Genomic DNA, 25,935 nt, shown 5'->3' with positions numbered 1-25,935 from the left:
GCTATCTCAGAAGGCGAAACGCAGATTTACATGCCGGAAGGACTGTATATCGTGACACTGAGCGATGGAACGAGAGGGAAAGTTTCAGTAAAATACTGAAATTAATTGTTAATTATAAATTGTAAATTATAAGCATTTATTTATCCATAGGATATGAAACGCTTCAGATGAAATGATGATGTGTGACGTAATTGTGAGGTAGTTTATAATTTATAATTAACAATTTACAATTAAAAAAAAGAGATGTTGCCCGTACGGCAACATCTCTTTTTTTAGTATATCAGGAAGACCTCCTTGTAAGTCTTAACTTTCCCTTGGGTATTGTTGTATAGTTCTATATACAAGATATAAAGGCCGGTATTGAGGCGTTTGCCGTTTGTACCGGTACCGTCCCAGATAAATTCCCCCTGGGTGCCGGTCAATTCATTGTTTGAGATTGTGGCTACCCGTTGACCGGAGAGGTCGTAGATATATGCCCGGCAGTTGTACCCCGGTTGATCGAGGCAATAAAGAATGGTATACAGCCCCGTTTCTTTGGAGTAGCGGGGTTTTTCTATGCCACTGGGATATGGAGGGTTGGGATTACCATACTGTGAGTTCTGATAACCCGGTGTACCGCATCCGGCGGTCTCTGCCGCTGAGGTCCAGTTTAAGGGGTCTTGTGTATCTTTTTCCGGATCGATACGTTCCAGGGCGACTCCTTTCTCCTCTTTTATTGCAGGAGCATGCCATTTGGAAGAGTAAGATACTTCGTCTATTATTGTTTGATCGGCAGTGCGGAATAAGACCAGGGTGGCGGACGTATTATTCAATACCGGTAGTTTCAATTCATAGATATTCCCGGGGAAAGAGATACGGTATGCGTTAAGGACACCGATTTTATTTTTTGTCAGGACACAGTATGCGCCGGGGGCTATTGGATTGTTTAGAGAGGACAAGGAGTAAATCACGCTTAAGTTTCCATCAGACTTACGTGTAGCCAGGGACAGTCCAGCTAAAGAAAGCTCCTGGTCGGAACGGTTGTAAAGCTCAATGTATTCACTTCCTTCAGGATATGGATTGGGCAATAGTTCATTGAATATAATCTCGTTCGGCAGAACGACCGGTCCCAGCGGTGGAGTGGGTTCTTCGGGTTCCTTCGGTTCTTCCGGTTCTTTGAGCTCCTCTGGTGTTTGCTGAGGGGAAGAGTTGGGTTCTCCCGGACTACCTCCCCGTTCATCAGTAGATAGATGAAAGGAGTCTTCTTGTCGCTCCCATGATTTTCCAGGCGTTGCCTTTTTATACGTAACCTGATCGATAAGTTTTTTGTTTGCATCTGTCAGTTGCAGTGTCTTTCCCGTATTGGCCAGTACCGGAAATTTATCCAAGGGCATTCCTATTCCTGCTTCCCCGATTTGTATCTCTTTCCCTTTTTTGAACAATACCAGATAGGTATCAGCCGGAAAAAGAGAATCTGTTAAAGTAATCGTTCTCGTGTCATACACAAAGGACCATCCTTTCAAAGAGAAGGTCTGTGTACCCGCATTGTATAATTCCACATATTCCGTTTCCGGCAAGGCTGTCAGTCCTTTGGGATCTGCCATGATCTCATTGATACGAATGGAACCATACGTTGCGACAGGTGTTTCCGGTTCTTCCTTCTCTTCTCCATAGAGAGCGATAAATTCTTCTTCTCCATAATAACCGAATATCTCTTCAATATAGATACCCGAGAAGCTCCAAACATATTTTTTCCCTTTCTGCATCTTTTTCTCCCAGGTGAGGGTTAACACAAAGTCCGTTTCCGAGAATTCAATCTGCTTGGGTGCTCCCAGCCCGGACAAGGAGAAAGTGGCAGTCGTTATATCGATCACTTGGTTGAAGCGGATACTTATTTTATTTTCACTCTCCTGTTTGATCTCTACCATCTCCAAGGGTTTCTTCGGGGAATCCGGATCCTCGGGTTCCTCCTCCCATACGAAGCGCTCGATATAAATATCATCCATATATTTATTCCTGCCGTGATCGGCACTGTATTTCAAGCCAAGCATAAAATAACCGGGCGACATATCGATTTCGGAGAGACTGACCTCCTTCTCTTTGTAGAAGGTTTCTTCTGTAGGTAATTTATTGTAAACCGTACATTTTCCCTGACGGATAGTAACTTTGACCTCCACCTCCCAGTTGTCCTTGTCGAAAAGTGTACGCCCAGTCAATAATACTTTCTCTTTCATACTCCCTGTTTTCTCACATAAGGTGATGTTTTTCCCCGAATACCCCAGGCGGATAAACAAAGCCTTGCCCGGATTCTTCATATTGGGTTCTTTACACCAAAGATATATACAGAAATAATTGCCGGTTGTACCCCGGTATCCGCTTCTGACCTTGAATCTCCATTCGTTATCATCTAAAAAGACAGATTTCAGATAGAGGATCGCCTCATCGGGCCTGGCCGTGTGTAGTTGTAACTCATTCTTTTCATTCACAATAAATTTCTGCAGATCACCTTTCCAGGGATAAGAAGTGGTCACTTCGGGGCCTGAGAAAGATTCATCAAGTTGCGCTGAGCAGAAAAAAGAAAGCAAAAGCGCTGTTAAAAGGAAGAATTGTTTCATAGTTGTCAGGTTTTAATAGAATATTATTAACTTTGCACCCCAATAAAAAGAACTCGTAAGCTATTGAACTTGCAAAAGTTAACCAGAATAGCAAAGTTATATTTATTTTTTATTTATCAAATTAATTTGTGCTCAAAATGAAAGTAGCAATTGTTGGAGTAAGTGGAGCCGTAGGACAAGAGTTCCTGCGTGTGCTTGACGAGAGAAACTTCCCGATGGATGAGCTGGTGCTTTTTGGCTCCTCTCGCAGTGCCGGACGTGTTTATACCTTCCGTGGTAAACAGTATACCGTTAAGGAGCTGAAGCATAACGACGACTTCAAGGGAATCGACATTGCTTTTACTTCTGCCGGTGGAGGAACATCGATTGATTTTGCGGAAACGATCACCAAATATGGAGCGGTAATGATCGACAACTCCAGTGCCTTCCGTATGGACAAAGACGTACCTTTGGTAGTTCCCGAAGTGAATCCGGAAGACGCCTTAAACCGTCCCCGTGGCATCATTGCCAATCCGAACTGCACCACGATTCAGATGGTAGTCGCTTTGAAAGCGATAGAAAAGGTATCCCATATCAAACGTGTACACGTGTCAACCTATCAGGCAGCCAGTGGTGCCGGTGCCACCGCTATGGATGAGTTAGTCAAACAATATGAACAACTCTTGAAAGGCGAAGAGCCGACAGTGGAGAAGTTTGCTTATCAGTTGGCTTACAACCTGATTCCTCAGGTCGATGTGTTCACCGATAACGGATATACAAAAGAAGAAATGAAGATGTATAACGAGACCCGCAAGATTATGCACTCGGATATTGAGGTAAGTGCCACTTGTGTGCGTGTACCGGTTATGCGTGCACACAGTGAGGTTACCTGGGTGGAAACAGAACGTCCGGTAAGCGTAGAAGAAGCGCGCGAGGCTTTTGCTTCTACCGAAGGTATCGTTTTGCAGGATGAACCGGCTCAAAAGGAGTATGCTATGCCTTTATTTGTGGCAGATAAGGATCCGGTATATGTAAGCCGTATCCGCAAAGACCTGAGCAACCCGAATGGACTGACGTTCTGGACGGTAAGTGATCAGATCAAAAAAGGTGCAGCATTAAACGCCGTGCAGATCGCTGAATACCTGATCCAGGTGGGAAATGTAAAATAAAAGGACTTTTACTTATCCGAGAGAAGAGATAAAAGAAGGGACTGACCAAGCGGCCAGTCCCTTTTTATTTGTCTTTTTGTCTATCAATGAAACAATGAATGCCTCAGAGAAAGTCAGATATTTAAAGATAAATCTCCCCAAAAAATTCCGGACGATGGAAGTCGGGGGTCTCCGTATCAATAGGACTCCAGCTTACATAATGAGGATATTCGGTATCGTCCGCACATTTGTAAAAGTTACCCATTATCTTTTCCGGCAGATGATGCGGATCCAGTCCCATCACAGAAAAGGGTATGCGCACAACTAGTTCCCAGGAATAAATACCTTTTTTCTCGGCAAAAGGATTTTTTCCCAAAGAAGAGTAGCGATGGATAAGTGCGTACTGTTCAGGGGAAAGGGATTGTTTGTTCTCGCGTGACTGACGATAAGCGGCATCACAGGTGCCGATGCAGTTAAATTCGAAATTTATATAATCGGTCTCTTCGGCTTTGCGCATAAAAAACTCCACACAGCTATCGGTATAAACCGGAGAATCGTCTGTTGCATGCAGCGCTTTCAAAGAGTTTCCCCGCACAAAATAGCGGATATACAAATGTTGATCCGTACGGGCAATATCAAAAACTACGATGGGTTGATACGGATATTCTTTCCAGTTTATTACCTGGATATATTCCCGTTGCGCTTTGTTTTCCATCAGGTCGCCAACAACGGATAAATCGAGTTCGTCCAGTGTTTTTAAATAAGGTACTTTCAGTTTTTTCATATGATCAATAGATTTGAAGTAAAGGTATATGGAAATAGGAAGAAAAAACAACGGAAAGCAAACCCAATATGGACAATACTATAATGATCGTCCCGACAATCCGGTTCATCAACCAAATCCCCCGTATATTAAACCATTTTCTTAATTTCGCTATTACATGAGTAATCACAAACCACCATATAACAGCGCCCATGCCGATACAGAAGACCCCTAGCATTATCGTCCAGACGGTATATTCCGATTTGACAAATCCAAAACGGGCAAAAAGACCTATATACAACAGGACTATTAATACATTACTAAAGGTCAACAGAAAGGCAGAGATGAAATCCTGTGCATAGGATAATCTTCTCTCTTGCGCTTTTTGGATATTGCGTACAGGGTTACTTTTATAAATATAATAGCCGAAACCACCCAACACAAGGCTTCCGAATAACTGTAAAAGGGTGTGATTGGATTCCACAAAGCTTCCGACAAATCCCAAGGCCAGGCTGGTTATTGCGGCATAAAGCACATCGGATAACGCCGCACCTAATCCGGTGATAAAACCATGCCAGCGTCCTTTATTTAGTGTGCGTTGAATACATAGTATGCCTATGGGACCCATAGGTGCCGATACCAGTATGCCTATCAATAAACTCTTACCAATTAGTCCAATCATTCAGGAAGTGTTCTCTGTTTGTCTTGAGGGCACAAATATACACTCAATCTGTGAGAAACAAAGGCAAAAAGTCTAAAAAAGGGCCTTCCTGGCTTGTGATTCTAATGTAGATCAGGATTTTACCGGAAATTCAGGACTATACAATAAGGTGGATGTACGGGGTACGAGTTGTCCGTTTTTTACAAACGATTCGCCCCGTTCCGACAGGTGGGCAACCATTGCCTCGCGCAGTTCTTTCAAGGAACCGGCATATGCCGGCTTTGCGGAACATTCCTGTAATTCCTGCGGATCCTTCACCAGATCGAACAATTCCTCTTTTCCGGTATAGAAGTTCCATACATATTTTATCTTCCCATCTGTCAACGCACACCAATAGTTTTCCTTCCGGTAACAGGTGGCATGTTCCATATCAATATATTTCCGCCAGTCGGCTGTTTGTCCCTGTACCAGTTTACATAACGATTGCCCGTCCATATCGGGAGGTACCGTTCCTCCGGCCAGATCGATGAAAGTAGGAAGGAAATCACGCAATTCAACCGGCTGTTCGATCCGGCTTCCATTCGTCATTATACGCGATAAAGAATCCGGCCATTTCACAATATACGGGATATGGGTAGAACCTTCATAAGGATAGGTTTTACGCCAATGGTGATGATCGCCCAGCATATCGCCATGATCGGAGGTGAAACAAATAACTGCATTCTCATACATGCCTTTCTCTTTCAAAGCCTGGATAATCTCTCCCACCTGATCGTCTATAAAGCTGATATTCGCATAATAATGCCGGCGGGAGCGGATGGCGTAGGCTTCTCCAAAATTCCCGAAAGGAGCATCCGGTGCTGCTGCGGAAGGATCGAGACGCTCAGCAAACTCCCCACACCAATCTCCGATAAAAGGTTGCGGGATCTCTGTATCTTTGTACATATCCAGATACCGTTGCGGCGGATCATACGGACTATGCGGACGGGCAAAGGAGACTTTGAGGAAAAGAGGTTTTTCCGTCTCGTAATTGCGGATCAGTTCACAAGCCGTTTGCCCCGTCCAAGTAGTCGGATGCAGTTTCTCCTCTAATTTATAGACGCCTGCCCCATGAGCGTTCCAGCCTATTCCCGTCAGATCCGGATCTTCTCCCGGAGCATTCAATTGAAACCACTGACGGTAGTCACTGATAAAATCAGGCGATTCGCTTCGTCCACTCTCATCTACCAAGGTGGCATGAAACCCATGAAGCGACTTTTGGGGGAACCAATGCATCTTTCCGATGCCGAAGGTATAATATCCCAGGTTACGGAGCATCTGCGGCATTTCATAGCGATACTTCTCTGCCACACGCCCATATCCCAACATCCCATGCTTCCAGGGAGATAGGCCCGTCAACAGACCGGCACGTGCCGGCGTACTGCTGGGCGATGAGGTATACCCACTGATAAACAAAGAACCTTCCTTAGCCAAACGATCGATATGCGGAGTGAAAACCGACTTATTCCCCATACAACCCAAGGCATCTCCCCGATGTTGATCGGTCATGATAAAGATAATATGCGGTTTCTTTGCTGTCTTTTTGTCCGGGGATGCATCGGGGTTCACTTCCTGTCCGGGAGAGGGTTGAGTATGTCCCAGGCCTAATCCCATGACAGCGGATGTCTTAAGAAAGGTTCTTCGTTTCATTTTTTCTTATTTACTTTTTTCTGTTTCTAATAAAGCCTTCAGTTGTTCTACTTTTTCCGGGAATTGAGCGGCCAGGTTATTCTTCTCACCGATATCCTCTTTCAGGTTATACAATTGAGGTTCTGCATCATTCCCCAATTCCGTATTTGTCCATTTACTATAAGCCGCCCCTTTACTGGGTGTTATATATTTCCATTCTTTGTCGGATATAGCAAGTGATCCGGCCTGTTCAATGATATAATCACGTCCTTTTTTATCCACCCCCAAGAGGGCATTCAACTGGTCGCGGCTATCCGGTGCCACCCCGGCAGGTACCTCTTTGCCAATGAGTTTAGCCAGGGAAGCAAAGATGTCGATATGGGAAAATAAAGCATCGGAAACACCTTGTTTTACTTTTGCCGGCCAACTGACCACAAAAGGCACGCGCGTTCCCGCTTCAAAGCTGCTGTATTTCCCGCCGCGGAAAGGTCCCCAGGGACGATGATCGCCTAAAAGCTCTACCGCCTGATCCTGATATCCGTCATCCACTACCGGCCCATTATCGCTGGAGAGAATAATCAGTGTATTTTCTGTCAGTCCATATTTCTCCAAGGCTTCCATAACCTGTCCCACACTCCAGTCGAACTCCAGGATTGCATCTCCACGCGCGCCCATTCCACTCTTCCCTACAAACCGGGGATGAGGCACACGGGGCACATGTATATCATTGGTTGCAAAATAAAGGAAAAACGGTTTATCCTGATTGTTTTCGATAAACTGAACCGCTTTGGTAGTAATACTATCTGCAATGTTTTCATCGACCCACAAAGCTTGCTTGCCCCCTTTCATATAGCCGATACGCGAGACACCGTTTACGATAGCCATATCGTGCCCATGACTTGGTTTTAAGACAGTCAACATCTCCGGATGATTCCTTCCCAACGGTTCACCCGGAAAAGAATCCTTATAACTTACCTCTATCGGGTCGTTCGGATCCAGGTTGACAATGCGTTGATTCTCCACAAACACACAAGGCACGCGGTCGCCCGTTGCCGCCATGATGTAAGAATAGTCAAAACCGATATCCGTTAATCCCGGACGAATCAGTCCGTTCCAATCCTGGGAACCCTGCGTATCTCCCAATCCCAGATGCCATTTACCGATGGCTCCGGTAGCATATCCGTTGTCTCTGAAGATATCAGCCATTGTCGTTTGCTCCGGACGGATGATCATACCGGCATCCCCCGTGGCTATCCCGGTATCCTTGCGTCGCCAGGCATATTGTCCCGTGAGCAGGGAGTAACGGGAAGGTGTACTGGTCGCCGCCACCGCATGTGCATCGGTAAAACGCATACCGCTATCCGCCAGTTTGTCTACGTTGGGTGTATGAATGGTTTTCTCTCCATTGAAACCCAAGTCTCCATAACCCACGTCATCAGCATAAATAATAATCACATTGGGAAGGGATTTGTCTTCTTTTTGTTTCTGTGTGTTTGCCGAACAGGAAACCAACAACGTCGTTCCCAATCCTAGCGCAACTGTTTTTTTCATTTCTTCAATTTTTAATACGAGTTATTCATCATAGCATCTAATATGCCTCAAAAATAAGATATTCTTTTTCAAAAAGCATATTATGACAACTTTAATTCCTCTGACTCTGCTAACGCCTTTGCACAAATATACATCTTTTGTGCAAGATTTATTTCTCTTTTACACAAACATCCGATAGTTTGTGCTACCTTTGGCCCATTATTTTATGAATAAAAGCATGAAGACATTATCCATCGGAGATCTGAAAGCACGTATTCCCATCATACAGGGTGGAATGGGTGTAGGGATTTCCCTTTCCGGCTTAGCCTCAGCCGTTGCGAATGAAGGAGGCATTGGTGTTATTTCTGCCGCCGGTCTCGGCCTTTTGTACAAAAAACTCTCCCCCAATTATACGGAAGCTGGTAACCTCGGCCTCAAAGAAGAAATTCGGAAGGCACGGGAAAAAGCCAAAGGAATCATTGGAGTGAACATTATGGTAGCACTTTCCGACTTTACCGAACTGGTGAAGACCAGCATTGCGGAAAAGGTCGATATTATTTTCAGTGGTGCAGGCCTTCCTTTGGACCTGCCTTCGTATCTGAACAAAGAGAGTGTAACCAAATTGGTTCCCATCGTATCCAGTGCACGCGCTGTACGGCTGATATGCGAAAAGTGGAAAAACAATTACGATTATCTGCCTGACGCTGTTGTGTTGGAAGGCCCTAAAGCCGGAGGACACCTGGGTTATAAAGAAAATCAACTGGAAGACGAACACTTTTCCCTGGAAGAATTGCTCCCTCAGGTTGTGAGCGAAGTAGCTGTCTTTGAGGAGAAATACAACAAAAGCATACCGGTCATTGCTGCCGGAGGAATATATACGGGAGAAGATATCCAACGCATGATGGATCTTGGTGCATCGGGTGTGCAATTAGGAAGCCGTTTTGTCACAACAAAAGAATGTGATGCTTCGGATGACTTTAAAATGAGTTATATCAATGCCCACGAAACGGATATCGAGATCATCAAAAGTCCCGTAGGCATGCCGGGACGAGCCATTCACTCTTCTTTCCTGGAAAAGGTGAAAGCGGGCATCAAACAACCCAAGGCTTGTCCTTTCAACTGCATCAAAACATGTGATATTTCCCGCAGTCCCTATTGTATTGTCATGGCTTTATATAATGCTTTCAGAGGCAACTTTGAAAACGGATATGCTTTTGCCGGCACGAATGCCTGGCGTGCGGACCGGATCACTTCGGTGAAAGAGACCATCTCTGAATTGATTGAAGAATGGAAAGCCAAGATCAAATCGGAATAAACCTTTTACATACAAAAAAATACCCCGGTAAGAATTCTCTTCACCGGGGTATTTTTTTGTATATCTTCTACGCAATCGCTGCTTTTCTAAGGATGATTTTACTGTTGATAGCTATCGTCAGTACTGATGATAACTATCGTTACTACTGATGATAGCTATCGTTAGTAGTGACGATAGCTATCAACACTAGAATTTCCCCACACTTTTTTTATTGCTGAATATCGCTCAGCTCCACCAATTTGTTCACGATCGCATAAATAGTCAAGCCGCTCGCACTATGAATCTGCAACTTACGGGCAATATTGCGTCTATGGGTAATAACCGTATGGGTTGATAAATAGAGGGCATCGGCAATCTCGCGGTTCGTCATTCCTTTGACCACACAAACGACGATCTCTTTTTCCCGGATACTCAGTATTTGCGAATCTCCTTCTTCCGAAGCGGTGGGGAGTTCCTGCGCAAGCAAGCGCTCCAGTTTTTGTTTTATCTCTTCCAGGCTGTCAAAGATATGTATCTGCTCATCGTATACACGCAATTGCTGGTTATCCATAACCGTATAAACCAAGGCAATACATTTCATATGTGGACAACCTACTTCTTCTTTCCATTCCTGCAAATGAAAATAACCCGGCCAGGATGGGTTGATGAATAAGATATCCGGTTTATGTATGCGCAAAGCCTCCAATAAGGATTCATGGGTAGGTATTTCGACAAACTGCAAACGGTAATCGGACAAACGTTTCAATAAGGTTTCCAGTCCGCTCCGGATGATTACAGAAGGTTCAGCGATCATTACTTTCAACGAGGTAGTCATAACAGTCTCAATGTAATTGTTTTTCTAATGCCAGAATAGCGGGGACGAACAAATAGTCTTCCACCCGGTTGTGTGAGGCCAGGTCTTCCTCCGTAGCGAAGATATCAAAGAGTACACTGTTCAATATATAGGTTCCTTCTCCGGGATAATACATGAGCAGTATATTCTTCAGTTCCACGATCTTCATCTCTATCTGATCATGGCGCTTACTGAAAATCGAGATATTGTATTTGCCGTCTTTCTTTCCTGCCAACAAAGAGCGCACATAAGGAAATACGGTTTTTTCTTCATACGACATATGTTTATTCACCTCTGCCGCATATTCGTCGAAGAACTTGCGAATGACAAAGACGACCTCTTCCGGGCAATCGGAAATGGCATTCATCAACTTACGCCGGAGATGAGGCAAACGGAAGTTCAAGAAATAGTCGTGCGCCCGGTGCAGATAACTCATCAACGCATCCAAGGAAATAGAAGAAGTAATATTTTCTATCGGTAGCACAGAGGTTTCTATTTTATCGGTCAGGAAATTTACCAAAGTCAGAAAAGTACGGGTATGCACTCCGTTCTGCCGACACACTTCGCCTATATTTTTTTCTCCAAAGCCTAAAGCTATTCCAAAACGGCTCATGACCAACACCATTGGATAATTCTCACATATCAGGTCACTCATACGGTCTGTTTCCTGATACTTCCCTTTCTTATACATAGCGTTTTCTTTTAAAATCATTGAATAGTCAAAGATACATCTTTTATTTCAGCTGAAAAGAATGTATACGAAAGACAAAGGAATTATACCTACTTATAGGTAGGGGGGATAAAAAAAGGAGTCAAAGGAGAATCTACTACACTCCTCTGACTCCTTAACTTCTTTGACTCCTTTGAGTTCTTTTAGAATTCTGAAGTGAAATGGAATTTAATATCCGGGAAGTCTTGTTGAGCCATCGTGAGTACATAAGAGGAATCCGCGAGATAGACATCCCGTCCTTCCTTGTCGAGTGCCATGTATTGAGATTTCCGTTTTTTGAAATTCTCCAACATGGCGGCGTTATCGCTTTCAATCCAACAGGCTTTGTAGAGGCTGATCGGATCCCATTTACACTGGGCACCATATTCATGAAGCAAACGGTATTGAATAACCTCAAATTGCAGTTGTCCCACCGTCCCGATGATCTTTCGTCCGTTAAACTGATTGGTAAATAACTGTGCAACACCTTCGTCCATGAGTTGCTCTATTCCTTTATTCAACTGCTTGGCTTTCATTGGATCTGCATTTTCGATGTATTTAAACATCTCGGGCGAGAAGCTGGGTAAGCCTTTGAAGTGCAGTTCCTCACCGGCGGTCAATGTATCACCGATCTTGAAATTGCCGGTATCCGGCAAACCGATAATATCACCGGCAAAGGCTTCATCTACGGTTTCCTTTTTCTGTGCCATAAAAGCGGTCGGGCTACTGAAACGCATCATTTTGTTGTAACGCACATGTTTATAGTTGGCATTACGTTCGAAACGGCCGGAGCATATCTTTACAAAGGCAATACAGGAGCGGTGATTCGGATCCATATTGGCATGTATCTTAAAGATAAAACCGGTGAAGTTTTCTTCTTCCGGCACAACGACCCGCTCCATTGCCTGCACAGGGCGGGGGGAGGGTGCGATCTGGATAAAACAATCCAAGAGTTCTTTTACCCCAAAATTGTTCAATGCCGAGCCAAAGAATACCGGAGCTATGTCTCCTTGCAGGTAGGTGTTCACATCAAACTCGGGGTAGACTCCTTCGATCAGTTCAATATCTTCTCGCAGTTTCTTTGCCAGGGGAGCGCCAATATGATTTTCCAGTTCCGGATTATAGATATCTTTAAAAGCAATACTCTCTGTCACCAATTGCTTGCTGGGTGTATATAAATCCAGCTTTTCTTCAAATATATTATAAACACCTTTAAAGCGTTGTCCCATATCAATAGGCCAACTCAAGGGGCGTACGTTTATCTTCAGTTCTTCTTCGATCTCATCCAATAGGTCAAAAGGATCTTTACCGTCCCGGTCCATTTTGTTGATAAAAACGATTACAGGCGTTTTACGCATCCGGCAGACCTCCATCAGCTTGCGGGTTTGTGCTTCTACCCCTTTGGCTGTATCGATGACAATGATCACACTGTCGACAGCCGTCAGTGTGCGGAAAGTGTCTTCCGCAAAATCCTGGTGACCGGGTGTATCAAGAATATTTATTTTATGATCCGAATAATCAAATGCCATAACAGAGGTTGCCACCGAGATACCTCTTTGTTTTTCAATTTCCATCCAGTCGGACGTAGCCGTTTTCTTTATTTTATTCGATTTCACCGCACCGGCAACATGGATAGCTCCCCCAAAAAGCAATAACTTTTCGGTGAGTGTCGTTTTACCGGCATCCGGGTGACTGACTATGGCAAATGTTCTCCTTCTCTTTATTTCTTGATTCAAATCAGACATATGTTTTTTATAAATTATATGGCAACATCCTATCCGTAGGCAGGATAAATGTTTTGTTTTATACTTCAAATGTATGGATACAACTCTTCAGGCTTTCCTCCCAGTGAGGAATAAGAAGTCCATATGTTTCTTTTATTTTTGCTTTATTCAGGACACTATAAAAAGGACGTTGGGCTGGGGTAGGGTACTCCTTTGTCTCGATAGGTTTCACGCGACAGGAAAGTCCGGCAATCTCCATGATCTTAGAGGAGAAGTCGTACCAACTGCACACCCCTTCGTTTGAGAAATGGTAGATACCGGGATGAAATATACCTTCTCTCCCTTTCTCCAGGATAACAAACAATGCCTTTGCGAGATCGCCGGCATAGGTAGGAGTCCCCACCTGGTCAAAGATCACACCGATCTCTTCCCGTTCTTTTCCCAGACGTAACATTGTTTTCAGGAAGTTAGCTCCAAAAGCAGAATACAACCAGGAAGTGCGGATAATAATAGCTTCTATGCTTGTTTCCTGCAATACATTCTCCCCGGCCAATTTGCTTCTCCCGTAGGCAGAGACAGGGCAGGTAATATCTGTCTCGATATAAGGCCGATATTGGGTACCATCAAACACATAATCAGTAGATATATGGATGAGTTTGCACCCTGTCTCTTTCGCTGCTTCAGCCAGGTTACGTACCGCCTCACAATTGATCCGGTAAGCTGTCTCCTCTTCCGCCTCGGCACGATCGACAGCGGTATAGGCAGCTACATTTATAATCGCATGGATAAAATGCATTTGCAGGAAAGACAATACAGCCGATTTATTGCAGATATCCAATGTATCTACATCGGTGAAGATAAAATGGAAAGAAGAATCTTCTGCCGCCAGTTGTCGGATGGCCTGTCCCAATTGTCCGTTAGCACCTGTTACTAAGATATTCTTCATTTCTTCTTATTCAAGATCCAGTTCGTTGTTTGCGTCCTCTTTGTATTTACTTGCCAGCGTAGCCAGAAAGGCACTTATCTGTTTGATTGCCTCCGTCGTTTCCGCCGTTACTTCTTTGCCTTGCATCCTCAACAACAGAAAGCCATAGACGGCAGAGAAAGCAGTCTCTAACTCCGGTAGATCAGTTCCACCGGATTTGGCCCTGAGTTGTACGATATAAGGTAATGTCTTATAATAAGCTGCCTGATAGACCATTTCCTGGGGAGCTTTTAACAGGCGTAGATGCAGGTCCGTCAGTTGAATGATCACATTCTTATTCAATTGAATATGTCCGGATTCCATAACACCTTCACCGCGCATCATATCAATAAGCTCCGCATACCAATGGGTTATTTCTTTTTTTACCTCTTCCGGCTGATCATACTGCGCAATGACGGTGCGGCTGATGCTATCGAGGTCGAAATGATTCGCCCGGATCAAATCCTCTACCTGCCACATATAAAGCAGATATTCCGCTATATTTTCCTTTCTTTTTTGTAAAGCAACAATCATGCCTGCAAAGATAAGTTATATTCCGATATAACTTTATAAAAATCGGCATCTTTGATGCCTAATTGACGGCAAACCAGGCGTACTGCATTCACCCTTCGCCGGTTTTTCGTCAGGAAAGTAGCATCCTTGCTTTCGCTAAAATAGGTTCGTTTCCCTTTCCGGCAGGAAATAAACAGTATATTTGCTTGTATATTTGAGAGAAACAGATCGTGAAAATTGAACTTATTGATACCGGATATTTTTATGCCGACGGAGGAGCTATGTTTGGTGCCATTCCCAAGACAGCCTGGTCGCGTCGCTACCCAGCAAACGAATCGAATGCCTGTGTATTGGCTATACGCAGTTTGTTGGTAACCACCGATAATGGAGATATCATCCTGGTAGATAACGGGGTAGGCAATAAACACCTGAAAACATGGAGTTATTACCATTTTTTTGATCAGACAGATCTGAACACAACTCTTCGTGACCGGGGAATCTCTCCTGAGCAAATTACAGATGTCATCCTCACCCACCTGCATTTTGACCATTGCGGCTATACGACTCAGTGGGAGGAAAACACCCAAACACATAGACTCACCTATCCCAACGCACGCCATTGGGTCAGCCAGGCACAATGGGATAATTTCAAACATCCGCATCCGTTAGAAAAAGATTCTTACTTTAGGGAAAACATGGAAGCGGTTTACGAGAAAGACTTACTCTATCTTCTCTCTTCGCCGATCGAACTGTATCCCGGCATAGAGCTTCGGCTTTACGACGGACATACTCCCGGTCAGATAGTACCGTATATCTCCTTGCCGGAACGCACCTATGTATTTGCCGGTGATGTGATCCCATTGGCAGCCTGTTTGTCGCCGGAATGGATATCAGCCTACGATCTTTATCCGGCCATTTCTTTCCATGAGAAACACCGGATGTTGGAGGAAGCCGTACGGGAAAAACAAGCGATTATCTTTTGTCACGATGCCTACACCCCTTGTTCCACGGTTAAGCAGGTAAAGACCTATTATAAAAAAGAGGAAAACATCCTTCTTTCGTAAGACTCTTCCTCTGTTTGTTGACACAAAGACCTATAATAGGATTACTCTTTCAACCATTGCTCCGCCTTTTCCAAGGCTTCCGGTTTGCCAATATCCAACAAACGCAAGTCCTGAGAAGGGTAGGCGTATATATTGGTTTTCGCACAAATCGACAGGTAAAAGTTTATGATCGAGAACTTGCCGGTCCACTCCTCCATCCACTCAAATATTTGGGGCGAAAGCACGTGAATACCTCCAAAGGCATATTCATCGTATAGAGAGGGGTCAAAATCCGGGTAATACGATTTGACTTCTCCCGTTTCATGGTTGCGCCACCCGCACAACTTATTCTCTTTGTTAAAGAGTAGGTAACGGGAGGTTTTGCGTTTACTGACCAGGAGAGTCGCTAACGGGTTCGTTTCCGCATGTGTATGATAGAGCTTTTGTAAATCGACATTGGAGAATATATCCACATTATGAACAAGGAAAGGTTCGTTTCCTTCCAGAAAAGAAAAGGCCTTTTTAATCCCTCCGCCGGTATCCAACAGATAATCCCGTTCGTCTGATATATGTATCCTGACACCAAAGTTCTCATTGGCAGCCAGAAAATCTAGGATTTGTTGTCCTTCGTGATGAATATTAATAACAAGCTCATCAAAACCGGCAGTTTTCAGTTTCAGAATGATGTGTTCTAACATCGGTTTCCCTCCAACAGGGATCAACGCCTTAGGGGTATTGTCGGTCAACGGTTTAAGCCGCGTACCCATACCTGCTGCAAAAATCATCGCTTTCATAGAGTGGAGTTAAATATTTGTTCTATATTTTGTTCTCTGTGAACCAGTTCTACTTTTACATTAAATTTTTTATTCAGATGCTCCGCCAGATGTTGAGCGGAATATACCGAACGGTGTTGGCCTCCGGTACAACCGAAGCAAACCATCAGATTGGTAAAGCCTCTATCCAGATAACGTTGCACAGAGGTATCAACAATCGTATAGATATGTTTCAAAAAGGAAGTAATCTCTCCGTCTTCTTCCAGGAAACGTATAACAGGTTCATCCAGTCCGGTGAAATGATTGTACCGTTCGTATTTCCCGGGGTTATTGATCGCCCGGCAATCAAATACAAAACCACCGCCATTTCCGGTGGAATCGTTGGGTATTCCTTTTTTATAGGCAAAACTCATCACCCGGATCTCCAATGTACGTTTCTGTATATCATCCGAGAACTGTTTCAACCCGACCAGCTTTTTCAAGATAGTGCATAGATAGGGATACTCCGGATAGTCTTCCCGTAAGAGTTGCTTGAGGTTTTCGATAGCATGAGGAACACTCTGGATAAAGTGCGGCTTTTTCTCAAAATACCCGCGGAAGCCATAAGCTCCGAGCACCTGCAAGGTACGGAACAACACAAAGTGGCGCAATTGTCTCAGGAAATAGTCCTTGTCTATCGGCATAAACGCCTCCAACGCATGCATATAAGTTGAAAGAAGATCCTTGCGCAATCCTTCAGGCAGTCTGGCTTTGGCCTGCCAAAGGAAGGAAGCCACGTCATAATAGATAGGCCCTTTCCGTCCTCCCTGAAAATCGATAAGCCAGGGTTCACCTTCTTTGACCATTACATTGCGCGACTGGAAGTCACGATACATAAAGGTATGGGATTTATCACGCAATAAAACATCACACATCTTCCGGAAATCATCTTCCAACAGATTCTCCTGAAACTCCATGCCGGTAGCTTTCAGGAAGCAATATTTAAAGTAATTCAAATCCCATAAGATGGAACGTTCATTGAATTCCGGTTGCGGATAACATTGGAAAAAATCAAAATCCTCCGCTCCCGTAAATTGAATAACAGGTAATAAAGCAATTGTTTTATGAAGAAGCTGACGTTCCGATTCGTCAAACACACTGCTTTTGCGCCCTTTCTCAATTGCATCAAACAAAAGGGTATCTCCCAGATCTTCCTGCAAATAGAAAGATTGATCTTCCGAGGCTATATATACCTCCGGCACGGGAAGTCCCTGTTTCTTGAAATGGGAGGCCATATAGATAAAAGCCTTGTTCTCTTCCGCAGAAGACCCACTGACCCCTACCAACGTTTGGCTGCCAAGAAGCCGGAAGTACCGACGGTTGGAACCGGAAGAGGGCAATTCTATGATTTCCAAAGGAGACGATCCTGTCAGGGATGTATAAAGCCTGCTGAGTTCTGTGAGTACCATTTGTGTTTATTTGCGGTACTAAGGTACGGCTTTTTTAAGAGAAGTATTCCGTTTCCCGGATTCTTTTTCTTTGTTTATGAATGGACAAAAACAAGAAAATCCCCTTGGAATTTCTTTAAGTTCTTTGCCTACAAACAACTAAGAAGAACAAAATTTGAGCGATGGAAAAGTAAAAACCAAAAAGAAGGGGGCATCAGCCCCCTTTCTTTTCATGATCAAAAACAAATTTTTCTGCGCAGGCGACCTGTTTAGAGAATACCTTGTGCCATCATGGCTTTGGCCACTTTCATAAAGCCGGCAACGTTTGCCCCTTTTACATAGTCAACGAAACCATCTTCTTGTGTTCCGTATTTCTGACATTGTTCGTGGATAGACTTCATGATACTTTTCAGTTTGGCATCTACCTCTTCGGCAGTCCAGTTCAACTTCATCGCATTTTGTGTCATTTCCAATCCGGAAACAGAAACACCTCCTGCATTGGCTGCTTTACCCGGAGCATAAAGGATTTTGGCTTTCAGGAAGGCCTCGATGGCTTCCGGCGTAGAGGGCATATTGGCTCCTTCGGATACGGCAATACAACCATTGGCTAATAAGGCCTTTGCATCGTCGCCTGTCAATTCATTCTGTGTCGCACTAGGCAAGGCAATGTCACATTTTTCGCCCCAGGGACGACCTCCCTGTACATATTTGCATCCGTATTGCTCGGCATATTCACGGATACGTCCGCGATACAGGTTTTTCAACTCTTGTATATAAGCCAGCTTTTCGCTGTCAATACCTTCCGGATCATAAATATAACCGTCCGAATCAGACATGGTAACCACTTTAGCACCTAACTCGATTAATTTCTCTACCGTATATTGTGCCACGTTACCCGAACCTGAAACGGCGACTGTTTTTCCTTTAATATCAACCTGGCGTGTCCGAAGCATCTCCAACAGGAAATAGACATTTCCGTAACCGGTAGCCTCCGGACGAATCAACGAACCACCGAACTCGATACCTTTACCAGTGAAAGTTCCGGTATTTTCACGCGCCATCTTTTTGTACATACCATACATATAGGCCACTTCGCGTCCCCCTACACCGATATCACCGGCAGGTACATCTGTCTCAGGACCGATATGATGCCACAACTCCATAATGAAAGCCTGGCAAAAACGCATAATCTCCGCGTTCGATTTCCCTTTGGGGTTGAAGTCCGAACCTCCTTTACCACCACCCATAGGCAAGGTTGTCAATGAATTCTTGAATGTTTGCTCAAAAGCGAGGAACTTCAGAATAGATTGGTTTACAGAAGCATGGAAACGCATCCCCCCTTTGTACGGGCCAATGGCGTTGTTATGTTGTACACGATAGGCCATATTGGTGTGCACCTGTCCTTTGTCATCCATCCAGGAAACCCGAAAAGAAAAGATGCGATCGGGTATGCAAAGACGCTCGATCAGATTATTCTTTTCAAATTCAGGATGCTCATTGTACACTTCTTCGATAGAACCTAAAACTTCCGATACTGCCTGATGATATTCAGGTTCATTCGGGAACCTTCTTTTCAGGTTCTCCAATACTTCATTTGCCTTCATGATTTCTTTATTTTGAATATTATATCAATAGATTGCTACACAACATCGTTAGGAACGATACTGCAAAGGTAAGTTAAAGTTTTACACAAACAAACAAATGAAAGCAAAAATGCATAAAAAATATCATTTAGACGTTTAAAACGGAAAAACGCAACTAAATGTTATTTATCCTGGTGTTTCTTATTCTTGTATATAGGAACAAACACAATGATGCCGGAAGCAACAAGGGTAAACACGGTATAAAAATTAATCTCTTTGCTGTATGCAAGCAACATATAACACAGTATTCCCCATAAAAGCGTGAGGCATACGATCTGACTGTTTGTTATTTTTCTACGGGCCATCGGTTGAGTCTGTTTCAGTGGAGGAGTTTGGATGCATATACCAAAGCGGTAAGCAACAGGGCAATCAGAAAAAACATAAAAAAGAGTTGTTTTTCCAACGGAAGTTTATTCAATAAAGGAATATGACGTGCCCAGCGGGACATCGTCTGTACACTGCAAGCCTCTTCGTTCTCACCGGGAATCTCATACCCATTTTCCTGCATGATCTCCAAAGCACGGGATACTTCGCTTTCCAATAATTCGACCCGTGCACCTCCGAGATCGATGATACCGGCCAAAACCTGGGTGATCAATTCATTCCGGATATAACAATCAATACCTTCCGACTTTAACAAAGAGGCTAAGACCTGCGCGTCACTGGCATAGGTAAAACGAGCTACCTCAACCATTTTTTCCGTATCGCTCATACATTTTCTTTTTTACAAAGAAAAGAGTTTTTACTTAGATAACGCAGCTTTGATAGAAAAAAGAATCTTCACGGCTCGATTTCATCACCGGAGATGAGCCCATTCATGATCGCATAAAAAGTGAGTCCGGAAACGGTTTTAATCCCCAATTTGGAGGTGATGTTTTTACGATGGGTAAGCACCGTGTTGAGGCTGATATTCAGTTTGTCCGCAATTTCTTTGTTTGTAATGCCCTTGACGATCAGTTGAAGAACATCCGTCTCCCGAGCCGACAGGTCTTTGTTGTTCTCTCCCGGCAGGTGTATATGCCCTTCGTTAGCAAAAAGAGAACCGATCTGCTCGAGCAACGTCTCCTGAGGGGCACCGGTATATAAATAAGCGTTGCCGGAATTGTTCGTATCAACAGCCGTTTGACAAGGCGTCCCCTGGCCATCGATCAACACCATTGTTTTGTTTTTTCGCGGAAGAAAGTATTCGGCATGCAACATAAACGTATCAGCATCGGTGAAATAATAGTCGAAGCCATCGTTTGTTCCGGCAAAAGCACTGAAAGAGTGGAAACAGGCAGTCTCTACCGGCGGAAAATAATCGGCCAACAGATATTGAATCCCTGTTTGCCGCAAGGTGTCGGAGAGGATGATCGCAATATGTCGGGTATGATGCATTAGAAGAGATACATTTATTCACATAACTTTTCCATGGCCGAAACCATAGGCGTCAGTATGCGGTAGCGAATACGATTGTGTTGTTTGATATCTTTCTCCAGGCTATTTATGCCAAAGATAACGGCATAACAAAGGTTTTCATCATATTGCCCCGACAGGTGTTTGATCATAATCCCTTTCAGATCGTAGAGAAGAGCTTCGATAGGATCTTCTTCTTTCTCTTTATTGCTCAGGTGCAACACCTCTGCCGATGCAGGATACGCATGAACCTGTTTTTTCAGTTCCAGACAGTAAGGAAACCAAACTTTCTCATCCTGCTCGATACGGGCAGTCAACTGCTCTTTAAAAGAGGAAAAGAACTTCCCGATAGCCCCCAATGTATGGTTGGCCGGTGTACTCATGGAGAGAAACACACCGAGGTGGCGTTCTATATTAGGCAATTGGTAGCGTAGGTAATATTGATTTGTCTGGGTAAGATAATCAATGATCTGTGACGTATGGAACGTCTGAAGTTTCTTCTCCGGGAAATATTCTTCATTCAAAAAGGTATTGATAACGGTCAATACAAAATTTGTATCCAACGCATGTTCGTCACAAATCGTACCTATCTGTTTATCTCCCAGACCGAGACGGATACCGAACCTGTTGATAACAGGAATGAGTGAAGGGTGTTCCTCCACCACTTCACTCATCTGCATATTGGAATAAACTAATGCCATTATTTTATGCTTCTTCCCATTGTTTACGCATCAATTCGACAGCGGCAGGCAAAATGATCTCGCGATCGCCCTGGCATCCGCATTCGAAGCTGACGTATTTATCATAACCTATCATCTTCAGCCCTTTAAAGCCGTTGACATAATTATCTGCCTCCCCGTCTTCACCCGGCATGCTGCGCCGTTTGCGGCTGGCTATATGTACATGCTGCAGGTATTCTTTTCCGGCCGACAGGAAAGCACCCATGTCACTGGTCTCTTCCCAGGTCATATGCCAGAAGTCACCCATACACTTTACTCCCGGATTATTGATATCCCGACAGATAGAAGCTGCATCGGCTACCTGACGCATATAAAAGGCCTCCTTGCGGTTCAGCGGTTCAAAGATAACGGTGGTACCGTGTTCAACGGCAAAGTTCCCCATCTCGTTGAATTGCTCACACAAGAAATCACGCGTCTCCCGGTTATGCGGCATCACAGGCACCTGGCTGTTGAACGCAGGCACAATGATAACCCCGGTAGATCCTAATTCACCGGCAGCGGCCAGGATCTCTTTCATCGTATCCATACATTCCTGACGAATGGCGGGATCGGTAGAAAGGATAAAGCCTTTAAAACCGGCACAAATAGCACTTACCTTTATCGTACGTCTGTTCAGGGCTTCTTTGATTTCCTTGACACGGCCGGCCAATCCACGACCTCCCGGTTCAAAACCAACGATACCCATCTTTTCCATATAGTCGAACTTCTCATTCAGGTTGGCACCCGGAGCGGTTCCTTCCTGAAAAGATATTTTCAATTCCGCTTTGGCACCACAGCAACTCCCCGTGCAATCGGATTCTTTGGCTGCTTTGGAATTACAGGAAGCCAATGCTGTTCCTGCAAATGAAGCAACAGCGGCTGTCGACAAACTGGTTCTTAAAAAGTTTCTTCTGTTAAGAGCCATACCTATTTATTTTTTTTCATATGCTTTTCCCGGAGCAGGAACAGTAAAACCACTCATATCCATTTTGCCCAGATTCAGGTCAGCCGGAGTCATATCCATTGGAGATACCGCCATGGCTTCCCAAGTTGTTTCTGCACCCGTATAGGCCGACTCACGTCCCATGATAGCACCCAGATTGGATATAGCCGTATGCGATGCCAACTCCATCGGTTTGTTCTGACGGATGGCATTTACCCAGCATACATGTTCCAATACATAGGGATTGGTTTGTGGGTGCTCCTGTTTCTCTATTTCTTTATCGAAACGCCAGATTTCATTTCCTGCCAAATCCTTGATAACAGCATCACTGCCGGAATTACCATACCAGGTTCCTTTGGTTCCTTGGATAAACTCACTTATATTGTTCGCACAACCGTCTATCTGACGACACATACTATGCAGGTGAACACCATTCTCCATGGTGAAATCCACACTGAAATTATCGTATTGATCACCAGTCACGCGACGTTGACGGGAACCAAAGCCGACAGCTTTGACCGGTTTTAATCCGCTGAACCAGGTAAATACATCGATGTTATGAACATGTTGTTCTACAATGTGATCACCAGATAACCACTTCCAGTTTACCCAGTCTTTGATCATGAATTCAGCATCTGTCCAGGCCGGCTGACGGTCGCGGTGCCAGAGTTTACCTCCGTTCCAGTAAACCACACCTCCTGTAATCTCACCAATCAAACCTTCGTTGATTTTCTTCAGCGATTCCACATAACTGCGTTGGTGATTACGTTGCGTTCCGGTAAGCACACGCAGGTTCTTGGCAGAAGCCTGTTTAGCAGTAGCAACAATCGTACGGTAACCTACCGGGTCCACACAGATAGGTTTTTCCAGGAAAGAGTGTTTACTCTTCTCCGTTGCATACTGGAAATGTACCGGACGGAACACGGGAGGTGTAGCAATAATAACCACATCGACCCCGCTGTCAATCACTTCTTTATAAGCATCCAGACCCACAAAACGTTTGTCCGCCGGGATCTCTATATTTTTTTCTTTTTTCAGTTTATCCGCAAGGTCATCAACTCTCTCCTTGAATACATCTCCCAAGGCAACAACCGTTACCCCTTTCGCTGCATCCAGGAAGTTGAACGCTGCACCGGAACCACGTCCCCCACAACCGATAATACCCGCTTTCAGTTCTTTTCCATCCGAAGCAATATCTACCAACTCAGGCAGATAAAAAGCATTCGGGTCTCTCGAAACGGCAGCTGCACCACTTTTGTCGGTTGCTCCGCCACCACAGGAGGTGAGTACTGTTGCAGCACCACCCGTACCTATAGCACCTAAGGCACCGGCCATCGCTGAACTTTTAAGGAATGATCTTCTACTAATACTGTTCTCTTTTTTCATGATATGTAAATTAAAGTGTTTATCGAATCAATTTCCGGTCAGAGGCGGTTCCACCTCACATACAACACGGAAGCCTATGCCCCGGATATCAGAATACCACCAGATACTCTTCGGTTGCTGAGGATCGGTCTTCAACCAGGCATCATGCTTGGTGTAATCACGGGCAGCGGCACGTACATCGGCAGCATCCGAGGTATAATTACCTCCACGGACTACCCATTCTTCGCCTTCCTTTACCCAGGGATCGGTGACATCCCCCGCTTTCGCATATGCCTTCGGATCGTATTTATCGGCACAATATTCCATCACATTGCCCAACATATTCTTTAATCCGAAAGGATTGGCTTTCACCTTATCCGGCTCCTGCGTCCGGTTCTTACTGTTGTTATTGTAAATCACATAACTGGAAATACCGTCTGTCTGCGCATTGAAAAACGTACGCATAAATCCCTGGTTGGAGAAATCCTGCGGTTTGCCCGGGAAGAAATAAGGCGTTTGCGTTCCCCCTCTGGCTGCATACTCCCACTCTGCCTCCGTCGGCAAACGGTATTTTTTGCCTGTCCGCATAGAGAGCCACTGACAGAAAGTCTCTGCCGCATAATGGGTCATGGTTATGGCCGGACGGTCTCCTCCACCCCAACCTTGGTCAGGGAATCCAAACGGAGGCGTCGGACCGGATAGGGCATCGACCTCCGGATCATTATTGTTCGCATAAACTGCCTCCGGAAGTGTACGTCCTTCACTCATGGTCTGTCCATAGAACGCCCAAAACTGATCCCAGGTCGTTTCTACCTCAGCCATAAAGAAAGGGCTAACCGTTACACGACGCACAGGTCCTTCGTCTTCCCGACGAAATTTCTCTTTCTCCTCACTACCCATCTGAAAGGTTCCTCCGGGAATGGCGATCATATCAAAAGAGACCATCGTACCGGGTACTTGCTCGGTATAATTTATAAAATCCGTAACGACAGTGGCTTCTTTGAAGTAAAGGCTGGTATCCACCGCTACCGAAGCAGTCGAAGTGCCCGGAACTGCCGCCATCTTCGAATGTGTATAATTCGGATTATCATGACCTACATCCAAATGGCAACTGATACATTGAAGATCCAGTTTCTTCTCATTCTCATCATAATACAAGTGAGCCGTGATGCCATCCGGGGTGATCCCTTCCGGGAATAGGTTCTGATGACACTCTTTACAAGAGGCGTTGGGAATAAACTTCACCGCATGTTCCAACTCGGATTTCATATCCCAATCGAAATCGGCACTGTCTTTTGTCAGATAACTCCACATATCCTTAAGACCCAATTGCGCTTTCGCCGTATAATGATCCCAGGTATTGTTTTTAGGAGGCAGGTGGCAATCGACACAATGCACTTTCACCCCACTGCGGTTGTTCACATGCGAAGATAACTTCCAACTATCCTCCACATGAGGATGTACATGACAAATCATACACGACTCATCCGTTGAAAAATAAACAGAAGTGAGATAAGCCGATACAATAATTCCTCCTCCGAAAATAAGTCCTAACAGAAAAATAAAAGTTTTTCCTTTGATGAAAGATTTTCTTTTTCCAGATGAATGTTGGTCGAATAATTTCCTTTTAACCATCTTTCCTTATAAATATTCAAAATAATACTAGATCTAAAAACGGCAATAAAAGTAGTGCTTTCATTCTGAATAATGAAACAATAACTCTTTATTTAAACGTTAAATGTCCTCAAATTCTTTTTTTTTCTATCGAAACGACAAAATACAGCGAGACTCTCCTCACTATCAGCCCTGAAAAGGGCGAACCGGTTGATCACTTCCTGTCTTCCTTGTTGCGTGTGCCCCTCCCCCTCTGTATTGAAAATCATCTTCAATTAATTTTCAATTCTCAATTTTCAATTAAAAAGTTGCCCCTTCCAGGGCTCACGGTATCTATCGACTGTATACCACGAAGTTGACAACCCGCGGCTTTCCACCTGGCCCCCCTTCGGGTAATCCCTACTACCTCTTTACCTGCATATGTATAGTTATCAGTATATGCAAGCCACCTGTATATGAAAGCTACCTATATATGCAAGCTACCTGTATATGAAAGTCACCTGTATATACATCGTTATCTTATTGAAAATAACCCAAATACCAACTATATTAACCAGCACTATCCTGGCTCCTCTTCTTGGATAAGAAGAGGGGGACCACTGCTTGCAGTGGT

23 protein-coding genes are annotated in these 25,935 nt (G+C 44.4%); 3 read left to right on the top strand and 20 right to left on the bottom strand.

The genetic code is table 11. The features are described from left to right. Positions 1 to 272 precede the first annotated feature (272 nt). Positions 273 to 2,594: a lamin tail domain-containing protein gene (locus tag D0T51_RS11125; RefSeq protein WP_163729345.1), complete on the bottom strand. Its 2,322-nt coding sequence runs from the start codon at positions 2,592 to 2,594 to the stop codon at positions 273 to 275. A gap of 137 nt (positions 2,595 to 2,731) precedes the next feature. On the opposite strand from D0T51_RS11125, the gene D0T51_RS11120 reads away from it, so the two are divergent. Further along, positions 2,732 to 3,742 carry an aspartate-semialdehyde dehydrogenase gene (locus D0T51_RS11120; RefSeq protein WP_163729343.1) on the top strand — a complete coding sequence of 337 codons (1,011 nt, stop codon included), beginning with the start codon at positions 2,732 to 2,734 and terminating at the stop codon, positions 3,740 to 3,742. 121 nt (positions 3,743 to 3,863) lie between these two features. Here D0T51_RS11120 and D0T51_RS11115 read toward each other — a convergent pair whose 3' ends face one another. The 4 genes from D0T51_RS11115 to D0T51_RS11100 form a co-directional block, all read right to left on the bottom strand. Next, complete coding sequence (locus tag D0T51_RS11115) at positions 3,864 to 4,505, bottom strand: carbohydrate-binding family 9-like protein (RefSeq protein WP_163729341.1); 642 nt, start codon at positions 4,503 to 4,505, stop codon at positions 3,864 to 3,866. A gap of 4 nt (positions 4,506 to 4,509) precedes the next feature. Further along, the gene (locus tag D0T51_RS11110; protein WP_163729339.1) at positions 4,510 to 5,166 is read right to left on the bottom strand and encodes a LysE family translocator; all 657 of its coding nucleotides are present in this window, start codon (positions 5,164 to 5,166) and stop codon (positions 4,510 to 4,512) included. Between the two features lie 111 nt (positions 5,167 to 5,277). Beyond that, complete coding sequence (locus tag D0T51_RS11105) at positions 5,278 to 6,834, bottom strand: arylsulfatase (protein WP_163729337.1); 1,557 nt, start codon at positions 6,832 to 6,834, stop codon at positions 5,278 to 5,280. Between the two features lie 6 nt (positions 6,835 to 6,840). After that, positions 6,841 to 8,364 carry an arylsulfatase gene (locus D0T51_RS11100; RefSeq protein WP_163729335.1) on the bottom strand — a complete coding sequence of 508 codons (1,524 nt, stop codon included), beginning with the start codon at positions 8,362 to 8,364 and terminating at the stop codon, positions 6,841 to 6,843. 217 nt (positions 8,365 to 8,581) lie between these two features. Here D0T51_RS11100 and D0T51_RS11095 point away from each other — a divergent pair, with 217 nt between their 5' ends. Continuing rightward, positions 8,582 to 9,658 (top strand): nitronate monooxygenase family protein, encoded by a 1,077-nt coding sequence (locus D0T51_RS11095; protein WP_163729333.1) that lies wholly within the window; start codon positions 8,582 to 8,584, stop codon positions 9,656 to 9,658. A gap of 208 nt (positions 9,659 to 9,866) precedes the next feature. On the opposite strand, the gene D0T51_RS11090 is transcribed toward D0T51_RS11095, so the two are convergent. From D0T51_RS11090 to D0T51_RS11070, 5 genes are all read right to left on the bottom strand, one after another. Continuing rightward, positions 9,867 to 10,472, bottom strand: coding sequence for a response regulator transcription factor (locus D0T51_RS11090; protein WP_163729331.1), 606 nt, complete (start codon positions 10,470 to 10,472; stop codon positions 9,867 to 9,869). Between the two features lie 7 nt (positions 10,473 to 10,479). Beyond that, the gene (locus D0T51_RS11085) at positions 10,480 to 11,181 is read right to left on the bottom strand and encodes a hemerythrin domain-containing protein (RefSeq protein ID WP_163729329.1); all 702 of its coding nucleotides are present in this window, start codon (positions 11,179 to 11,181) and stop codon (positions 10,480 to 10,482) included. 182 nt (positions 11,182 to 11,363) lie between these two features. Next, positions 11,364 to 12,944, bottom strand: a complete 1,581-nt coding sequence (locus tag D0T51_RS11080) for a peptide chain release factor 3 (protein ID WP_163729327.1) — start codon at positions 12,942 to 12,944, stop codon at positions 11,364 to 11,366. A 58-nt stretch (positions 12,945 to 13,002) separates the two neighbouring features. Next, a complete protein-coding gene (gene rfbD / locus D0T51_RS11075) occupies positions 13,003 to 13,869 on the bottom strand; it encodes a dTDP-4-dehydrorhamnose reductase (protein ID WP_163729325.1) in 867 nt (288 codons plus the stop codon). Between the two features lie 6 nt (positions 13,870 to 13,875). Beyond that, positions 13,876 to 14,421 (bottom strand): DUF4924 family protein, encoded by a 546-nt coding sequence (locus D0T51_RS11070; RefSeq protein WP_163729323.1) that lies wholly within the window; start codon positions 14,419 to 14,421, stop codon positions 13,876 to 13,878. 209 nt (positions 14,422 to 14,630) lie between these two features. Between D0T51_RS11070 and D0T51_RS11065 the strand changes: the two genes are divergently transcribed. Next, positions 14,631 to 15,464: an MBL fold metallo-hydrolase gene (locus D0T51_RS11065; protein WP_163729321.1), complete on the top strand. Its 834-nt coding sequence runs from the start codon at positions 14,631 to 14,633 to the stop codon at positions 15,462 to 15,464. Positions 15,465 to 15,505: 41 nt separating this feature from the next. Here the strand turns inward: D0T51_RS11065 and D0T51_RS11060 are convergent, their stop codons facing one another. From D0T51_RS11060 to D0T51_RS11015, 10 genes are all read right to left on the bottom strand, one after another. Beyond that, positions 15,506 to 16,237 carry a nucleotidyltransferase family protein gene (locus D0T51_RS11060; RefSeq protein WP_163729318.1) on the bottom strand — a complete coding sequence of 244 codons (732 nt, stop codon included), beginning with the start codon at positions 16,235 to 16,237 and terminating at the stop codon, positions 15,506 to 15,508. After that, positions 16,234 to 17,664 carry a phosphotransferase gene (locus D0T51_RS11055; RefSeq protein ID WP_163729316.1) on the bottom strand — a complete coding sequence of 477 codons (1,431 nt, stop codon included), beginning with the start codon at positions 17,662 to 17,664 and terminating at the stop codon, positions 16,234 to 16,236. The genes D0T51_RS11060 and D0T51_RS11055 overlap by 4 nt, the downstream gene beginning before the upstream one ends. A gap of 248 nt (positions 17,665 to 17,912) precedes the next feature. Further along, the gene (locus D0T51_RS11050; RefSeq protein ID WP_163729314.1) at positions 17,913 to 19,247 is read right to left on the bottom strand and encodes an NADP-specific glutamate dehydrogenase; all 1,335 of its coding nucleotides are present in this window, start codon (positions 19,245 to 19,247) and stop codon (positions 17,913 to 17,915) included. Between the two features lie 161 nt (positions 19,248 to 19,408). Continuing rightward, positions 19,409 to 19,591, bottom strand: coding sequence for a hypothetical protein (locus D0T51_RS11045; RefSeq protein WP_163729312.1), 183 nt, complete (start codon positions 19,589 to 19,591; stop codon positions 19,409 to 19,411). Between the two features lie 14 nt (positions 19,592 to 19,605). Then, the gene (locus D0T51_RS11040; RefSeq protein ID WP_163729310.1) at positions 19,606 to 19,998 is read right to left on the bottom strand and encodes a DUF2007 domain-containing protein; all 393 of its coding nucleotides are present in this window, start codon (positions 19,996 to 19,998) and stop codon (positions 19,606 to 19,608) included. A gap of 68 nt (positions 19,999 to 20,066) precedes the next feature. Beyond that, positions 20,067 to 20,663 (bottom strand): response regulator transcription factor, encoded by a 597-nt coding sequence (locus D0T51_RS11035; protein ID WP_163729308.1) that lies wholly within the window; start codon positions 20,661 to 20,663, stop codon positions 20,067 to 20,069. Between the two features lie 14 nt (positions 20,664 to 20,677). Continuing rightward, entirely contained in the window at positions 20,678 to 21,361 is a 684-nt protein-coding gene (locus tag D0T51_RS11030; RefSeq protein WP_203583377.1) for a helix-turn-helix transcriptional regulator, read from the bottom strand. A gap of 25 nt (positions 21,362 to 21,386) precedes the next feature. Further along, entirely contained in the window at positions 21,387 to 22,325 is a 939-nt protein-coding gene (locus D0T51_RS11025; RefSeq protein WP_163729304.1) for a sugar phosphate isomerase/epimerase, read from the bottom strand. Between the two features lie 6 nt (positions 22,326 to 22,331). Then, positions 22,332 to 23,729 carry a Gfo/Idh/MocA family oxidoreductase gene (locus D0T51_RS11020; protein ID WP_163729302.1) on the bottom strand — a complete coding sequence of 466 codons (1,398 nt, stop codon included), beginning with the start codon at positions 23,727 to 23,729 and terminating at the stop codon, positions 22,332 to 22,334. Between the two features lie 27 nt (positions 23,730 to 23,756). After that, positions 23,757 to 25,343, bottom strand: coding sequence for an SUMF1/EgtB/PvdO family nonheme iron enzyme (locus tag D0T51_RS11015; protein ID WP_163729300.1), 1,587 nt, complete (start codon positions 25,341 to 25,343; stop codon positions 23,757 to 23,759). Positions 25,344 to 25,935 lie beyond the last annotated feature (592 nt).

The sequence above is a fragment of the Parabacteroides sp. 52 genome (assembly GCF_010500925.1).
GTDB lineage: Bacteria > Bacteroidota > Bacteroidia > Bacteroidales > Tannerellaceae > QVMG01.
The sequence above is the reverse complement of the archived record's forward strand: the minus strand, read 5'-3'. Positions and strand labels throughout refer to the sequence as shown.

Bases quoted from the DNA above. Each gene is read 5' to 3' on its own strand.
- D0T51_RS11125 (WP_163729345.1), bottom strand. From the start codon at position 2,594: ATGAAACAATTCTTCCTTTTAACAGCGCTTTTGCTTTCTTTTTTCTGC.
- D0T51_RS11120 (WP_163729343.1), top strand. From the start codon at position 2,732: ATGAAAGTAGCAATTGTTGGAGTAAGTGGAGCCGTAGGACAAGAGTTC.
- D0T51_RS11115 (WP_163729341.1), bottom strand. From the start codon at position 4,505: ATGAAAAAACTGAAAGTACCTTATTTAAAAACACTGGACGAACTCGAT.
- D0T51_RS11110 (WP_163729339.1), bottom strand. From the start codon at position 5,166: ATGATTGGACTAATTGGTAAGAGTTTATTGATAGGCATACTGGTATCG.
- D0T51_RS11105 (WP_163729337.1), bottom strand. From the start codon at position 6,834: ATGAAACGAAGAACCTTTCTTAAGACATCCGCTGTCATGGGATTAGGC.
- D0T51_RS11100 (WP_163729335.1), bottom strand. From the start codon at position 8,364: ATGAAAAAAACAGTTGCGCTAGGATTGGGAACGACGTTGTTGGTTTCC.
- D0T51_RS11095 (WP_163729333.1), top strand. From the start codon at position 8,582: ATGAAGACATTATCCATCGGAGATCTGAAAGCACGTATTCCCATCATA.
- D0T51_RS11090 (WP_163729331.1), bottom strand. From the start codon at position 10,472: ATGACTACCTCGTTGAAAGTAATGATCGCTGAACCTTCTGTAATCATC.
- D0T51_RS11085 (WP_163729329.1), bottom strand. From the start codon at position 11,181: ATGTATAAGAAAGGGAAGTATCAGGAAACAGACCGTATGAGTGACCTG.
- D0T51_RS11080 (WP_163729327.1), bottom strand. From the start codon at position 12,944: ATGTCTGATTTGAATCAAGAAATAAAGAGAAGGAGAACATTTGCCATA.
- rfbD (WP_163729325.1), bottom strand. From the start codon at position 13,869: ATGAAGAATATCTTAGTAACAGGTGCTAACGGACAATTGGGACAGGCC.
- D0T51_RS11070 (WP_163729323.1), bottom strand. From the start codon at position 14,421: ATGATTGTTGCTTTACAAAAAAGAAAGGAAAATATAGCGGAATATCTG.
- D0T51_RS11060 (WP_163729318.1), bottom strand. From the start codon at position 16,237: ATGAAAGCGATGATTTTTGCAGCAGGTATGGGTACGCGGCTTAAACCG.
- D0T51_RS11055 (WP_163729316.1), bottom strand. From the start codon at position 17,664: ATGGTACTCACAGAACTCAGCAGGCTTTATACATCCCTGACAGGATCG.
- D0T51_RS11050 (WP_163729314.1), bottom strand. From the start codon at position 19,247: ATGAAGGCAAATGAAGTATTGGAGAACCTGAAAAGAAGGTTCCCGAAT.
- D0T51_RS11045 (WP_163729312.1), bottom strand. From the start codon at position 19,591: ATGGCCCGTAGAAAAATAACAAACAGTCAGATCGTATGCCTCACGCTT.
- D0T51_RS11040 (WP_163729310.1), bottom strand. From the start codon at position 19,998: ATGAGCGATACGGAAAAAATGGTTGAGGTAGCTCGTTTTACCTATGCC.
- D0T51_RS11035 (WP_163729308.1), bottom strand. From the start codon at position 20,663: ATGCATCATACCCGACATATTGCGATCATCCTCTCCGACACCTTGCGG.
- D0T51_RS11030 (WP_203583377.1), bottom strand. From the start codon at position 21,361: ATGCAGATGAGTGAAGTGGTGGAGGAACACCCTTCACTCATTCCTGTT.
- D0T51_RS11025 (WP_163729304.1), bottom strand. From the start codon at position 22,325: ATGGCTCTTAACAGAAGAAACTTTTTAAGAACCAGTTTGTCGACAGCC.
- D0T51_RS11020 (WP_163729302.1), bottom strand. From the start codon at position 23,729: ATGAAAAAAGAGAACAGTATTAGTAGAAGATCATTCCTTAAAAGTTCA.
- D0T51_RS11015 (WP_163729300.1), bottom strand. From the start codon at position 25,343: ATGGTTAAAAGGAAATTATTCGACCAACATTCATCTGGAAAAAGAAAA.